Source organism: Kitasatospora sp. NPDC058218 (assembly GCF_042882445.1).
Classification (GTDB): Bacteria; Actinomycetota; Actinomycetes; order Streptomycetales; family Streptomycetaceae; genus Kitasatospora.
Map to the genome: position 1 here is coordinate 19,958 of NZ_JBHVWC010000023.1, position 13,940 is coordinate 33,897.

The following is a 13,940-nucleotide window of genomic DNA, read 5'->3' on the forward strand; positions in this document are numbered from 1 at the left end:
GTAACGGATTATGTATGTTTTCCTCGCCTCTTACCTCCAACAGCCGAACCGGCGAGCGCCCGCCGACCCGCTTTGGGGTCGGCGGCCGATCGGCGTTCTGCGGGGGTGCGGGCCGGTCAGTGCGGCTTGCGCGGGTCGTGCGGCTTGGGGTGGTCGTCGTGGTCGGGCGCCACCGGGCCCGGCTCGGGGCCGGCGCCGCCGGACCCGGTCGGGGTGTCGGGCGCTGCGGAGGTCTCGGCGGCGGAGCCGTTCACCGGGCTGGTGGTGGCGCCCGGTGCGGTGCTGTCCGTCGGGCCGCCGCTCGCGGCGTGGGAGCCGCCGTGCTGCGGGGGCGCGGCCGCGGACCCGGACGCCGGGGCGGGATCCCCGTTCGGGGGCTCGACCAGCCACTCGGGGTTGCTCTGCCGGCGCCACCAGTGCCAGACCAGGATGCCGCTGCCGATCGCGACGGCGCCCGCCACGGCGAGGCCGGTGGCCCAGCCGTTGCGGTGCTCCTTCTTGATGTTCCGCGCCGCGAGGTCGCTGATCTCGGCCGAGGTCACGTGGCCCTGCAGCGCGGTCAGCGCGGCGGCGCCGCGGGTCTGGGCCTCCTGCGCGACGGGGACGACGGTGGAGCGGGCCTCCTCGACCGCGAGGGCGACCCTGGGGACCACGGTGGAGCGGGCCTGGTCGGCGGCGTGGATCGCGGAGAGCCGGGTGGCCAGGGCGGCCTCCTGGGCCCGGTGCAGGGCTTTGAGGGTGCTCTTCTGCGCTTCGGGCGGCAGGCTGGCGAAGGCGTGTTCCAGCTGCGGGGCGAGGTGCTTGGCGTACTGGACGCGGACGTTCTGGGCCGCCTGGGAGGCCTTCGGCCCGATGGCGTCCACAGCGGGGCCCAGCCGCTGCTTCGCGCCGTCCGCGAGGTGCACCGCGGTCTCCTTGGCGGTGGCGGCGTAGGGCGCGAGAGTGTCCCGGGTCTTGCCGGCCGTCTCACGAGCTGAGTCCAAACGGGTCACGAGTCTCTCCTCCTGGGTGGCGTCCTTTATGCACATATCCACCTGAATGCTGATCATGCATCCTGATTTGTCCGACAGCACTCCGGAGTGGGCCGTACGCGGGGCACGGGGCGGCCCGGCCCGCCCGGTGGGCGAGGTCCGGATCCGGCCGGTGGAGATCGCTCGCGGCCGACCCGCCGCAGTACGCTGACGATCCCGGCGCCACCCGTCCGGCGGGTGCCGGCGGGGCCGCGCAGCCGAGTACGAGAAGGGGTTACCGCTGATGCTCCCGGACGAGTCCAGGCCGCCGACGGACGAGGACCCGCGGCCGGGTGGGTCCGGGCCGTCCCGCTGCTACCGGCACCCGGAGCAGGAGACCGGTGTCGGCTGCTCCCGGTGCGGCCGGCTGATCTGCCCCCGGTGCATGGTGAACGCCTCGGTGGGCTTCCACTGCCCGGAGTGCGTCGGCGGGGACAACCGGCGGGTACGGCAGGCGACCACCCGGTTCGGCGGGCAGCTGACCGCGGACGGCGCGCTGGTCACCAAGGTCCTGATCGGGATCAACCTCGCGGTCTTCCTGCTGGCCGCCTACGTGCTCACGCCGTGGCTGTCCGAGGACCTCTCGCTGTTCAGCGTCGGTCCGCAGATCACCGGCTTCCCGTACGGCGTCGCGGCCGGGCCGGACCAGTGGTACCGGCTGCTGACCGCGACCTTCCTGCACGTCGCGCCCTGGCACGTCGCCACCAACATGGTGATGCTCTGGGTGATCGGCCCGTCGCTGGAGGCGGCGCTCGGCCGGGTCCGCTTCCTGGCCGTCTACCTGTTGTCCGGCCTGGCCGGCAGCGCGTTCGCCTTCCTGCTGGCCGGCGGCTTCATGAACTCGCTGGGCGCCTCCGGCGCCGTCTTCGGGCTGCTCGGCGCGACCGTGGTGATGTTCAAGCAGACCAGGACGCCGCTCGGACCGGTGATCGCGCTGCTGGTCTTCAACCTGATCGTCACGTTCTCGGTGTCCGGCATCGACTGGCGCGCGCACACCGGCGGGCTGATCGCCGGCACGCTGACCGCGATCGGGCTGATGTACGCCCCGCGGGAACGCCGGGCGGTCGTCCAGGCGCTGACGGTCGCGGCGATGGCGGGTCTGGTGCTGCTGATGGTCCTCGTCGGGACGGCCCGCTACGGCGGGTGACGCTCCCGTACGTTTGTCCACAGCGGGTGGGGTGTTGTGCACAACCGGTGCCGGGGGTGCCCCGTGGACTGCTGTTCTACGCGTGTCCTGCTGTGCGGACCCGGCATTCGGGGGAGGGCGCGCGGGGGTGTGGAAAGTGCGCCCGACGCGAGTTATCCACAGGGCGGGCGGACTTTTCCCCAGTGTGGATAACCATGTGGATAAGCGCGATAAGCGGGATAACCGCCGCCCGGTATCCGGACACACCACGACGCCGCCCCGCGGAACCTGTCCCGGGGCGGCGGGGGAGAACGCTCAGGGCAGCAGCCCCGGCGTCACTTCCACTGGGTGGAGACGCCGAATCCCGCCGCGATGAAGCCGAAGCCCACCAGGATGTTCCAGTTGGCCCAGCTCTCCACCGGCCAGCTGCCACTGGTCACGTAATAGGTGACGATCCAGACCAGACCGACCAGGAACAGTGCCAGCATCAGCGGGGCTACCCAGCTCCGGCCCGAGCTGATCTTCACCGTGGCCGCCGTCGGCGGGGTGTAATCGGACTTCTTGCGGAGTCGAGACTTCGGCACGAGGAGCTCTCCTGTCGATGCGCTGTGAGACCGCGCAGGGATTCAGCGGGTGAGGCGGCTGGTGGTGGCTGTGGAGAACGTTAGGGGAACCGATCCCGCACATGCCACCGGCGTCCGTTAGCGTAGTGGCTCGGCGGGTCTGAAGGAGATAAGGGTACGGTGCCTAATTTGTCGATTCCTCCTCGGCCTGCCCGCTCCCGCGCCGCGGGTACCCGAATTGTCGGCCGTGCCCTGACCTGCGCCGTCTTCGCGCTCGCCGGCCTGCTCTTCTACATCAGCGCGCAGACCGCCCGCGGCACCGATCTGCGCACCGACAACTCGCTGCTGAGCCTCTCCGACGTGATACGCCAGCGCAGCTCGCAGAACCAGCAGTCCCAGGCGCAGCTCGCCGACCTCCAGGCGCGCTCCCAGGCGCTCACCGGCCAGCAGGGCCGCAGCCCCGCCGACGCCGCGCAGCTGACCGCCCTCCAGCAGGCGGCCGCGCTGGAGCCGCTGCAGGGGCCCGGACTGACCGTCACCCTCAACGACGCCCCGCCGAACGCCACCGCGCGCATCCCCGGGGTGCCCGAGCCCGGGGTCAACGACCTGGTCATCCACCAGCAGGACATCCAGGCGGTGGTCAACGCGCTCTGGCGGGGCGGTGCCGAGGGCGTCCAGGTGATGGACCAGCGGCTGATCTCCACCAGCGCCGTCCGCTGCGTGGGCAACACCCTGCTGCTCCAGGGCCGGGTCTACTCGCCGCCTTACGTCGTCAAGGCGGTGGGGCGCACGGACGCGCTGCGTTCCGCGGTGGACGCCGACCCGACGATCCGCAACTACCTGCAGTACGTGCAGGCGTACGGGCTGGGCTGGAAGGTCCAGGAGAGCGGCGACCTCAACCTGCCCGGCTACACCGGCACGGCCGACCTGCGCTCGGCCCAGGGCCAGTGACCGGCGGGCGGTGACGGCCCGACCGACCCTCGGCGCGAGCGCCGACCGGGCCGCCGGAGGGCAACGGGCGGGCACAGCCGGGGAAGCCCGCCTCACGGGCCCGGATCACGGGTCTACTCTTGACCCCAGTCTGTTGCGTCGAGGGAGCACCATGTACGGCTGGATCTGGCGACACCTTCCGGGGCACCCCCTGGTCCGGGCCCTCATCTCGCTGCTCCTCGTCCTGGGGGTGGTCTACCTCCTGTTCACGTACGTCTTCCCGTGGGCGGAACCGCTGCTCCCCTTCGGCGACGTCACAGTGGACGGCGACGGCGGCGCCGCCGGCTGACCCGGCGGCCCTGCTCCTCCCCCCAGTCCCCGCAGCCCACGGAGATAGCGCGCGAATGACCCCCCAGCTGACCTCGCCCCGCATCCTGGTCGTCGACAACTACGACAGCTTCGTCTTCAACCTGGTCCAGTACCTCTACCAGCTCGGCGCCACCTGCGAGGTGGTGCGCAACGACGAGGTGACGGTCGAGCACGCGGTGCGCCGCGCGGGCGGGGCGGGCTTCGACGGGGTGCTGCTCTCCCCCGGCCCGGGTGCGCCCGAGGAGGCCGGGGTCTGCATCGAGATGGTCCACCACTGCGCACGGACCGGGCTGCCGGTCTTCGGCGTCTGCCTGGGCCTGCAGTCGATCGCGGTCGCGTACGGCGCGGTGGTCGGCCGGGCGCCCGAGCTGCTGCACGGCAAGACCTCGCTGGTGGAGCACGAGGACGGCGGGGTCTTCGAGGGCCTGCCCTCGCCGCTCACCGCGACCCGGTACCACTCGCTGGCGGTCGAGCCGGCCACCGTGCCGGACGAGCTGATCGTGACCGCCCGGACCGAGAGCGGCGTGATCATGGGCCTGCGCCACCGCGAGCTGCCGGTCGAGGGCGTGCAGTTCCACCCGGAGTCGGTGCTCACCGAGGGCGGCCACCGGATGCTCGCCAACTGGCTGGCCGAGTGCGGCGATCCGCAGGCCGTCGGCCGTTCGGCCGGGCTCGCCCCGGTGATCGGCCGGGGCTGAGCGGCATGACCGCCGTGCGTCCGGAAGGGCGTTACCAGTCGGGGGCGGATCCGCAGGGGGCCGGCGAGTACGGCCCGGGCGGCCAGTACCGGCAGCAGGGCCCGCAGTACGGCGGCCGGGGCCAGTACGCGCCGAACAGCCAGTACCAGCAGCACGACCCGTACGGGGCGCAGCCGCTCGGGCCGGACGGCCACCTGCCGGGCCACCCGGAGCAGGGCGGGGCCGAGGACGGTTGGAGCGTCTACGAGCAGGTCGGACAGCCCGGTGCCGGCGCCGGGGCCCACCAGGAGCAGCCCGAGTACCCCTGGTTGGCCGACCAGACGCTCCAACTGCGTCTCCCGGCCGCCCTGGGCGAGGAGGAGGCACCGCCGGTCGGCGGCCGGGCCGAGCGCCGGCGCGCCGCGCAGGGCCGGATGTCCGTGCGCTCGGGCGGCGGGCGCCGGCGGGCGGCCGGCGCGGCCGCCGCGGGCCGGGCGCGGCCCAAGGAGTCGCCGGCCGTGGTGGTCGCCCGCCTCGTCGGCGAGCTGTGCATCACGCTCGGCCTGGTGATGCTGCTCTTCGTCTCCTACCAGCTCTGGTGGACCAACGTGCAGGCCGACGCGGCCGCCGACGGCGCCCGCAACCAGCTGGAGCAGCAGTTCGGCGCGGCCCAGCCGGCGCCTGGTGCGCCCGGACAGCCCGCACCGGACCCGGCCAAGCCGGAGACCTTCGAGCCCGGCAAGGGCTTCGCGATCATCCACCTGCCGAAGCTGGGCCTGAAGTTCCCGATCGCCGAGGGCACGTCCAAGTCGGCGGTGCTCGACAAGGGTCTGGTCGGCCACTACACCGGCACCGGGATGCCGGCCGACAAGGCGGGCAACTTCGCGCTGGCCGCGCACCGCAACACCCACGGCGAGCCGTTCCGGCACATCAACCAGCTCGGTAAGGGCGACAAGATCGTGGTGGAGACCGCCACCGCGTACTACGTCTACGAGATCACCGGCGGCATTCCGGAGACCCCGCCGTCCAACGTGAGCGTGATCAAGCCGGTGCCCAACGGCTCGGGGTACAACCAGGCGGGCCGGTACATCACCCTGACCACCTGCACCCCGGAGTTCAGTTCCAAGGCGCGTCTGATCATCTTTGGCAAGATGATCGAGGAACGGCCGCGGAGCCAGGGCAAGCCGGCCGGCCTCACGGTCGGTTAGCGGCCGCGGCGGACGGCCGCCGCACCGGTCGTACAGCGAGCGAGGGGGAGTACAGGTGACCCAGGACGAGACGGTGGAGCCGGCGACGGAGGCCTTCCCGCCGCCCGCGCCCGCCCGGCGGCGGCGGCGGGGCCGGGCACTGGCCGCGCTCGGTGTCCTCGGCGAACTGCTGATCACCCTCGGCCTGGTGCTCGGCCTGTTCGTCGCCTACTCGCTCTGGTGGACCAACGTGGAGGCCGACGCGGCCGCCGCGCAGGCCTCCGACCGGCTGCGCAGCGCCTGGGCGGCGGGGCCGACGAGCGCTCCCCCGGCCGCCCCCGGCACCCCCGGCACCCCCGGCACCCCCGGCACCCCCGGCACCCCCGGCACCCCCGGCACCCCGGGCCCCTCCCCTGCGCCCGGCCCGGCCTTCGCGGCGGGCGAGGGGATCGGCTTCCTGCACGTGCCCGCGATGGGCCGGGACTACCAGGTGCTGATCCGGATGGGCACCGACGCCGACACCCTGGCCGAGGGCGTCGCCGGAGTGTACGAGCAGCCCTACCGCGCCGCGATGCCCTGGGACGAGAGCGGCAACTTCGCGCTGGCCGCGCACCGGGACGGCCACGGGGCGAAGTTCCACGACCTCGACGCCGTCCACAAGGGCGCCGCGATCGTGGTCGAGACCAAGGACAAGTGGTACGTCTACAAGGTCGACAGCACCCTGCCGGAGACCTCCAAGTACGACACCGGCATCGTCGCCCCCGTCCCCAAGGGCTCGGGCTACCAGGCCCCGGGACGGTACATCACCCTGACGACCTGTACGCCGGTCTACACCTCGCGCTACCGGATGGCCGTCTGGGGCAGCCTGGTGCGGGTGGACGCCGTGGACGCCGCGCGTACCCCGCCGCCCGAGCTGCGCCACTGACCGCGCCGGACGCCGCAACGCCCGAGGGCCCGTCGCAGCAGTTGCGACGGGCCCTCGGGCGTTGCCTCAGAACCAGGGGAACCGAGGGCTAGGGGTTGCCCCCTTTGGTGTTGGAAGGTGAGGGGTTGGTGGGGGAGTCGCCCCCTTTGGTGGGCTCAGGCGGCTTCACCATCAGGGTGATCGAGGTGTTCGGGTCCACCTGGGTCCCCGCGATCGGCATGACACCCGTGACCGTGCCGTTCGGGTCCTGCGAGCCGAGCAGCGTGTAGCCCAGGCCGAGCGCCTGCAGCTGCTTGATGGCTTCCTTGACCAGGACGTTCTGCAGCGGCGGGACGGTGACCTTGTCCGGCGCCTTGTAGATCGTCAGGGTGATCTTCGAGTTGGCCGGGGCCTTGCTGTTCGGCGGGAGCGACTGCGAGGCGACGGTGTTGACCTTGGCGGGGTCGTTGGTCGCGGTCGTCTTCGAGGCGTCGACCTGGAAGCCGGCGCTCTCCAGAGCCGCCTGCGCGGCCTCCTTCTGCTGGCCGAGCACCCCGGGGACCTGGACCTTGGTCTTGCCCTGGGAGACCGTCAGCTTCACCGGCGCGGTCGGGTCGCCCGGGGCGCCCGGCATCGGGTCCTGGCCGGTGACCTGCTCCTGCGGAGCCGTGTCGTCGTCCTTGTACTCGGGGGTGACGTTGGTGAAGCCGGCGTCGTTGAGCGCCTTGACCGCCTGGTCCTTGGTCTTGCCGACGACGTTCGGCACGCTGGCCTTGGCCGGGCCCGAGGAGAGCTGCACCGTGATGGTGGCGGTCTCCGCGATCGGGCCGCCGGCCGCCGGGTTCTGGGTGCAGACCTGGTCCTTCTTGATGGCGGCGTCCGGGCAGGCCACCTTCTCGCCCTCGGTCACCACCAGCTTGGGGCCGGTCTGCGCGGCCAGGGTCTTGGCGTCGGCCAGGGACTTGCCGACCAGGCTCGGCGCGGTGACCTTGGGGGCTTCCTTCTTGTCGTCGCCCTTCGTGCCGCCGAACATCGCCTGGGCGACGAAGAAGGTGCCGACCAGGACCAGCACGGCGGCCACCGCCAGCAGGATCCAGGAGGTGTTGCTCTTCTTCGGCGGCTCCTCGCCGCGCCGGCCACCGCCGCGGCCGTAGCCGTCGTCGTTGCCGCCGCCCGGGCCGCCGGCGTAGGTCTGGCCGTAGCCGTCGTCCTGGTAGCCGGGCTGCTGGCCGTAACCGGGCTGTCCGCCGGCCTGCGGCAGCATCGTGGTCGGACCGCCGCCGGGCTGCTGCGGCAGCACGTTGGTCTGGCCGTACGGGTCGTGCTGCTGCGGGTAGCCGTTCTGGTCGTAGCCGTACCCGGCCGCGCCGCCCATGCCGTACGCGGCGGCCTGCTGGGCGGCGGCCACCGGGAGGCCGTCGAGGAAGCGCTCGATGTCGTCGCGCATCTCGTCGGCGCTCTGGTACCGGTAGTCGCGGTCCTTGGCGAGCGCCTTCAGCACGATCGCGTCGATCTCGGGGCGCACCTCGGGGTCGAAGACGGACGGCGGCTGCGCCTCCTCCCGGACGTGCTGGTAGGCCACCGCGACCGGCGAGTCGCCGACGAACGGCGGGCGCACGGTCAGCAGCTCGTACAGCAGGCAGCCGGTGGAGTAGAGGTCGGAGCGGGCGTCGACCTGCTCGCCCTTGGCCTGCTCGGGGGAGAGGTACTGGGCGGTCCCGATGACGGCGGAGGTCTGCGTCATGGTCATCCCGGCGTCGCCCATCGCCCGGGCGATGCCGAAGTCCATGACCTTGACGTTGCCCTGCCGGGTCAGCATGACGTTGGCGGGCTTGATGTCGCGGTGCACGATGCCGGCCCGGTGCGAGTACTCCAGGGCCTGCAGGATGCCGATGGTCATCTCCAGCGCCCGCTCCGGCAGCAGCCGGCGGCCGGAGTGCAGCAGCTCGCGCAGGGTGGACCCCTCGACGTACTCCATCACGATGTACGGGATGGAGATGCCGTCGATGTAGTCCTCGCCGGTGTCGTACACGGCGACGATCGCGGGGTGGTTCAGTGACGCCGCGGACTGCGCCTCACGGCGGAAGCGGGCCTGGAAGGACGGATCACGGGCCATGTCGGCCCGGAGCGTCTTCACTGCGACGGAACGGCCGAGCCGGGAGTCATGGGCGAGGTACACCTCGGCCATGCCGCCGCGTCCGAGGACGCCGCCGAGCTCGTACCTGCCGCCTAGGCGACGAGGCTCTTCCATAGTTCCGACCCTCTCCCTCACCCGCCGGTGAGGTTGTGACGTAGGTGTCCCCGCACGCTCTGGGTGACGCCGGTCCGGCCCCGGGTGGTTCTGCGATCAGGACCCTCTGGCGTCTCGCGGGCGGCAACGGGCACACCCGCTGCTGCGGATACGCTACCGGTCGCACCCGGCCGGACCGGAGTCGGCCGTCGGCCGATACCAGACCGGTATCCGGACGGCGGGCCCGATCGTGACTTTCGACGCACCTGTGACGGCCGCCCGTTACTTGCCGAGGGCGGCCTGCATCACCGCCTTGGCGATGGGTGCGGCGAGCCGGCCGCCGCTGATGCCGTCACGGTTGTTGGAGCCGTCCTCGACCACGACCGCCACCGCGACCGACTGGCCGTCGGCGGTCTTGGCGTAGGAGGTGAACCACGCGAACGGCAGTCCGGCGTTGTCCTCGCCGTGCTGCGCGGTGCCGGTCTTGCCGCCGACCGTCAGGCCCGGGATCCTGGCGTTCCTGCCGGTGCCGTTCTCGACCACCGAGACCATCAGGTCCTGCATCTTCTGCGCGGTGGCCGGGCTCATCGGCTGGGAGAACTGCTTCTCGGTGTGCTTGGAGACGGTGGTCAGCGAGGCGGAGCGCTCCTGGTCGACCAGGTACGGCTGCATCAGCGAGCCGTTGTTGGCGATCGCGGCGGAGATCATGGCCATCTGCAACGGGGTGGCCCGGGTGTCGTGCTGGCCGATCGAGTCCATCGCGGTGCCGTCCGGGGTGGAGCTGCTCGGGAAGTAGCTCTTCTCGGAGCGGACCGGGGTGTCCACGGTGCTGTTGAAGCCGAACTTCTCGGCCTGGGCGCGCATCTTGTCGCCGCCGAGCTCGGCGCCGATCTTGCCGTAGACCGTGTTGCAGGACTGGTCCATCGCCGACTTGAGCGTGGCGTTCTCGCACCGCTCGTCGGGGCTCTCGTTGTTCAGGTTGGTCTTGGTGCCCGGCAGGGTGTAGGGATCGGGCGTCTGGGTCTTGTCGTCGATGCCCTGGAACACGCCGTTCTCGAACGCCGCCGTCGCGGTGACCAGCTTGAACGTCGAACCGGGCGGGTACGTCTCGCGCAGCGCGCGGTTGAGCATCGGCTTGTTCGGGTCCGCGTTGAGGTCCACCCAGGCCTTGGAGTCGGCGGACTCGCTGCCCGCGAAGGCGCCGGGGTCGTAGGACGGGGTGGAGACCAGTGCCAGGATCGCGCCGGTGCGCGGGTCGAGCGCGACCACCGCGCCCTTCTTGTTGCCGAGGCCGTCGAAGGCCGCCTTCTGGGCCTTGGCGTTGATCGTCGTGACGACGTCGCCGCCCTTCTTCGGCTCCCCGGTCAGCATGTCCAGGGTGTTGCGGAAGAAGAGCCGGTCGTCGCTGCCGGAGAGGATGCCGTCCTCCAGCTGCTCCAGCTGGCTGGCGCCGAAGGACTGCGAGGAGTAGCCGGTCACCGGCGCGTACATCGGGCCGTCGACCCAGGAGCGCTTGTACTTGTAGCGCAGGCCGTTGACGAAGTCGGACTGGGTGACCGGCTGGCCGCCGACGATGATGTTGCCGCGCGGGTGGGCGTACCGGTCGTACACCTGCCGCTTGTTGTTCTTGTTGGTGGCCCAGGCCTCGGCCTGGACGCCCTGCACCCAGTTGGTGCGCACCATCAGGGCCAGGATCAGGACCAGGCAGAAGATCGAGACCCGGCGGATCGGCTTGTTCACGAGGCTGCTCCCCCCTGGAGCTCGGTGGCCGGGGCCGGTTCCACCCCGGGGCGGCGGGCGCTGTCGCTGATCTTCAGCAGGATCGCGACCAGCGCCCAGTTGGCGACCACCGAGGACCCGCCCTGGGCGAGGAACGGCATGGTCATACCGGTCAGCGGGATCAGGCCGGTGACACCGCCGGCGACCACGAAGACCTGGAGCGCCATGGCCGAGGAGAGGCCGACGGCGAACAGCTTGCCGAACGGGTCGCGGGCCGCGATGGCGGTGCGCAGGCCGCGCTGGACCAGCAGGGCGTAGAGCATGAAGATCGCCATGATGCCGGTGAGGCCGAGCTCCTCGCCGAACGAGCCGAGGATGAAGTCGCTCTTGGCGGCGAAGTCGATCAGCCAGGAGCGGCCCTGGCCCAGGCCCGAACCGGTCACCCCGCCGGAGCCGAGCGCCATCAGCGACTGGCCGATCTGTTCCGTCGAACCCGGTGGCGGTTTGGGGGCGAAGGCGGCCATCGGGTCGAGCCAGGCGTCGATGCGGGTCTTGACGTGGCTGGCGGTGGAGGCCACCGCGACGGCGCCGCCGACGGACATCAGCAGGCCGAAGACGATCCAGCTGGTGCGCTCGGTGGCGACGTACAGCATCACCACGAAGAGGCCGAAGTACAGGAAGGACGAGCCGAGGTCGTTCTCGAAGATCAGGATCAGCAGGCTGAGCAGCCAGATCACGATGATCGGCCCGAGGTCGCGGCCGCGGGGCAGGTAGAGGCCCATGAAGCGGCGGCTGGCCAGGGCCAGCGCGTCGCGCTTGACCATCAGGTAGCCGGCGAAGAAGACGGTCAGGATGATCTTGGCGAACTCACCGGGCTGGATCGAGAAGGCGCCCATCCGGATCCAGATCTTGGCGCCGAAGTCCTCCTTGCGGGCCGGGAAGAAGGCCGGCGCCGCGAGCAGCACCAGGGCCGCCGCCATCGAGATGTAGGTGTAGCGCTGGAGGACCCGGTGGTCCTTCAGGAAGATCATCACGAAGATGAAGAACGCCACCCCGAGGCCCGACCACATCAGCTGGTTGGCGGCCGCGGGGTAGTTGTTGTGCAGGAGCTTCCCGGCCTTGTCGAGCCGCCAGATCATCACCACGCCGAGCCCGTTGAGCAGGGTGGCGATCGGCAGCATCAGCGGGTCCGCGTACGGCGCGAAGCGGCGCATCAGCAGGTGCGCGACCAGCGCCAGCGCCCCCATGCCGAGGCCGTAGCCCAGCATGCCGGCCGGCAGCGAGTCGTCCATCGCGAGGCCCACGTTGGCGTACGCGAGGACCGGCAGCAGCACCGCGAAGGCCAGCATCGCCAGCTCGGTGTTGCGCCGGTTGGGAGTGCCCGGCGCGGAGATGGTGGTGTTGCCCCGGCGCCGGGAGGAGGCGCGGTCGGGGGGTACGCCGTTGGACCGGCGGTCGCCGGACCGGCTGTCGGCGTCGTTGCTGAGGTCGAAGGTGCTCACGTGGTGACCGCTCCCTGACGGCCGGCAGGCCCGCTCGGGGCGGGCCTATGTCGGGTCGCGGCCGTCACGGCTTCGGGCAGGAGTCGGCCTTCTGCCGCTCCTCGTCCGTCAGCCCGGGCAGGTCGCCCTGGGGCCCGGTGGCCGGGGCGGCGGTGCTCTGGCTGGGGGCGGCCGTGGTCGGGGTCGGCGTCGGGGTGGTCGTGGGCGCGGCGGCGGCCGGGGCCCGGCCGGTCGTCGCCGAGGGCGACGGCGCGGGCGCGGTGGCCGCCAGGAACCCGGCGTGCGCGACCGCGGCCGTGGCGCCCGGCTGGCCGGTCGGCGCGGTGCCCGGCAGCGCCGGGTTGGCCGCGGCCGTCCTGGCGTCGGCGACCTTGTGGCAGAACGTCGCCTGCTCGCCCAGCTTCTTCACCTTGTCGTCGGCGTCGCCGAGGCTGCTGGCCGAGATGGTGTTGGTGACGTGGGTGCGCTGGTCCTGCGGCAGGTACTTGAGCTCGATGTCCTTGTACGAGGTGTGCACCGAGGACAGGCTCACCCCGGCGAGGCTCTGGTTGAGGCCCTGGTAGACCGCGACGTGGTCGCCGTCCACACCGACGTAGTACTGGTCCTGGGTCCACTGGTAGCCGAAGAAGCCGGCGCCGCCCAGCACACCGAGGGCGACCAGCGCGGCCAGCGAGAGCTTGAGCGCCCTGCCCTTGCGCTTCGGCCGCTCCTCGTCGTCGAACTCCTCGGTGCCGTACACCGAGGGCTCGCCGGCGCCGAAGCCGTCGTAGCCCTCGGCCGGGCCGAAGCCGGCCGGAGCGGCGCCGTAGCCGCCGTCGTAGCCCTCGGCCGGGCCGAAGGCGCCCTGCGGGGAACGCCCGAGACCGGCCGCCCGTCCGGCCGGGGTGTCCCGGATCGACTGGTCGGCGGCGGTCGAGGACGGCGGGGTCTCGGCGACCGCGCCGACCACCACCGGGACGTCGTTGAACTGACCGCTCAGGGTGTCCGTGGCGCCGACGTCGAGGACGTCCGCCACGATGCAGGTGATGTTGTCCGGACCGCCGCCGCGCAGTGCGAGCTGGATCAGCTCCTGCACGGTCTGCTCGGGGGAGTAGAAGCTCCCGAGGGTGTCCTGGAGGGTCTGGTGGCTGACCGGGCCGGAGAGGCCGTCGGAGCAGATCAGGTAGCGGTCGCCGGCCCGGACCTCGCGGATCGACAGGTCGGGCTCGACCTGGCCGCGGCCGTCCAGCGCCCGCATCAGCAGCGAGCGCTGCGGGTGGGTCTCGGCCTCCTCGGGCGTGATCCGGCCCTCGTCGACCAGGCGCTGCACCCAGGTGTGGTCCTGGGTGATCTGCACCAGCGAGCCGTCCCGCAGCAGGTAGGCGCGGGAGTCGCCGACGTGCACCAGGCCCATCCGCTGGCCCGTCCAGAGCATCGCGGTGAGGGTGCAGCCCATGCCCTCCAGCTGCGGGTCCTCCTCGACCATCTGCCGGAGTCGGTCGTTGGCGCCCTGGACGGCGTCACCGAGCAGGGTCAGCAGGTCGGCGCCGGGCACGTCCTCGTCCAGCCGGACGATCGAGCCGAGCACCTCGGAGGACGCGACCTCGCCGGCCGCGGCGCCGCCCATGCCGTCGGCCACGGCCAGCAGCCGCGGCCCGGCGTAGCCGGAATCCTCGTTCCCCTCCCGGATCAGCCCCTTGTGGGAGCCGGCGGCGAAGCGCAGCACCAGGGTCATGCGACCTGA

12 protein-coding genes are annotated in these 13,940 nt (G+C 71.9%); 6 read left to right on the top strand and 6 right to left on the bottom strand.

The annotated features are described in order from the left end of the window. Window positions 1–116: 116 nt before the first annotated feature. Entirely contained in the window at window positions 117–992 is an 876-nt protein-coding gene (locus tag ACFVYI_RS16540) for a DUF5324 family protein (protein WP_387885793.1), read from the bottom strand. A 262-nt stretch (window positions 993–1,254) separates the two neighbouring features. Here ACFVYI_RS16540 and ACFVYI_RS16545 point away from each other — a divergent pair, with 262 nt between their 5' ends. Continuing rightward, complete coding sequence (locus ACFVYI_RS16545; RefSeq protein ID WP_387885795.1) at window positions 1,255–2,157, top strand: rhomboid family intramembrane serine protease; 903 nt, start codon at window positions 1,255–1,257, stop codon at window positions 2,155–2,157. 314 nt (window positions 2,158–2,471) lie between these two features. Here the strand turns inward: ACFVYI_RS16545 and crgA are convergent, their stop codons facing one another. Then, window positions 2,472–2,720 carry a cell division protein CrgA gene (gene crgA / locus ACFVYI_RS16550; RefSeq protein ID WP_387885797.1) on the bottom strand — a complete coding sequence of 83 codons (249 nt, stop codon included), beginning with the start codon at window positions 2,718–2,720 and terminating at the stop codon, window positions 2,472–2,474. Window positions 2,721–2,888: 168 nt separating this feature from the next. Between crgA and ACFVYI_RS16555 the strand changes: the two genes are divergently transcribed. From ACFVYI_RS16555 to ACFVYI_RS16575, 5 genes are all read left to right on the top strand, one after another. After that, a complete protein-coding gene (locus ACFVYI_RS16555; RefSeq protein WP_387885799.1) occupies window positions 2,889–3,650 on the top strand; it encodes a DUF881 domain-containing protein in 762 nt (253 codons plus the stop codon). Between the two features lie 151 nt (window positions 3,651–3,801). Beyond that, a complete protein-coding gene (locus tag ACFVYI_RS16560) occupies window positions 3,802–3,978 on the top strand; it encodes a hypothetical protein (protein WP_329488814.1) in 177 nt (58 codons plus the stop codon). A 55-nt stretch (window positions 3,979–4,033) separates the two neighbouring features. After that, window positions 4,034–4,696, top strand: coding sequence for an aminodeoxychorismate/anthranilate synthase component II (locus ACFVYI_RS16565; protein ID WP_387885802.1), 663 nt, complete (start codon window positions 4,034–4,036; stop codon window positions 4,694–4,696). A gap of 5 nt (window positions 4,697–4,701) precedes the next feature. Continuing rightward, a complete protein-coding gene (locus ACFVYI_RS16570; protein WP_387885803.1) occupies window positions 4,702–5,883 on the top strand; it encodes a class E sortase in 1,182 nt (393 codons plus the stop codon). A 55-nt stretch (window positions 5,884–5,938) separates the two neighbouring features. Beyond that, window positions 5,939–6,787 carry a class E sortase gene (locus ACFVYI_RS16575; RefSeq protein ID WP_387885806.1) on the top strand — a complete coding sequence of 283 codons (849 nt, stop codon included), beginning with the start codon at window positions 5,939–5,941 and terminating at the stop codon, window positions 6,785–6,787. 88 nt (window positions 6,788–6,875) lie between these two features. Here ACFVYI_RS16575 and pknB read toward each other — a convergent pair whose 3' ends face one another. The 4 genes from pknB to ACFVYI_RS16595 form a co-directional block, all read right to left on the bottom strand. After that, window positions 6,876–9,017: a Stk1 family PASTA domain-containing Ser/Thr kinase gene (gene pknB, locus ACFVYI_RS16580; RefSeq protein WP_387885809.1), complete on the bottom strand. Its 2,142-nt coding sequence runs from the start codon at window positions 9,015–9,017 to the stop codon at window positions 6,876–6,878. A gap of 261 nt (window positions 9,018–9,278) precedes the next feature. Further along, window positions 9,279–10,736, bottom strand: coding sequence for a peptidoglycan D,D-transpeptidase FtsI family protein (locus tag ACFVYI_RS16585; RefSeq protein ID WP_387885811.1), 1,458 nt, complete (start codon window positions 10,734–10,736; stop codon window positions 9,279–9,281). After that, complete coding sequence (locus tag ACFVYI_RS16590; protein WP_360632745.1) at window positions 10,733–12,109, bottom strand: FtsW/RodA/SpoVE family cell cycle protein; 1,377 nt, start codon at window positions 12,107–12,109, stop codon at window positions 10,733–10,735. The genes ACFVYI_RS16585 and ACFVYI_RS16590 overlap by 4 nt, the downstream gene beginning before the upstream one ends. 172 nt (window positions 12,110–12,281) lie before the next feature. Next, window positions 12,282–13,931, bottom strand: coding sequence for a PP2C family protein-serine/threonine phosphatase (locus ACFVYI_RS16595; RefSeq protein WP_387885814.1), 1,650 nt, complete (start codon window positions 13,929–13,931; stop codon window positions 12,282–12,284). Between the last annotated feature and the right edge of the window lie 9 nt (window positions 13,932–13,940).

Excerpts from the sequence above, each read along its gene's own strand:
- ACFVYI_RS16565 (WP_387885802.1), top strand. The coding sequence starts at position 4,034 with ATGACCCCCCAGCTGACCTCGCCCCGCATCCTGGTCGTCGACAACTAC.
- ACFVYI_RS16560 (WP_329488814.1), top strand. The coding sequence starts at position 3,802 with ATGTACGGCTGGATCTGGCGACACCTTCCGGGGCACCCCCTGGTCCGG.
- ACFVYI_RS16570 (WP_387885803.1), top strand. The coding sequence starts at position 4,702 with ATGACCGCCGTGCGTCCGGAAGGGCGTTACCAGTCGGGGGCGGATCCG.
- ACFVYI_RS16545 (WP_387885795.1), top strand. The coding sequence starts at position 1,255 with ATGCTCCCGGACGAGTCCAGGCCGCCGACGGACGAGGACCCGCGGCCG.
- pknB (WP_387885809.1), bottom strand. The coding sequence starts at position 9,017 with ATGGAAGAGCCTCGTCGCCTAGGCGGCAGGTACGAGCTCGGCGGCGTC.
- ACFVYI_RS16595 (WP_387885814.1), bottom strand. The coding sequence starts at position 13,931 with ATGACCCTGGTGCTGCGCTTCGCCGCCGGCTCCCACAAGGGGCTGATC.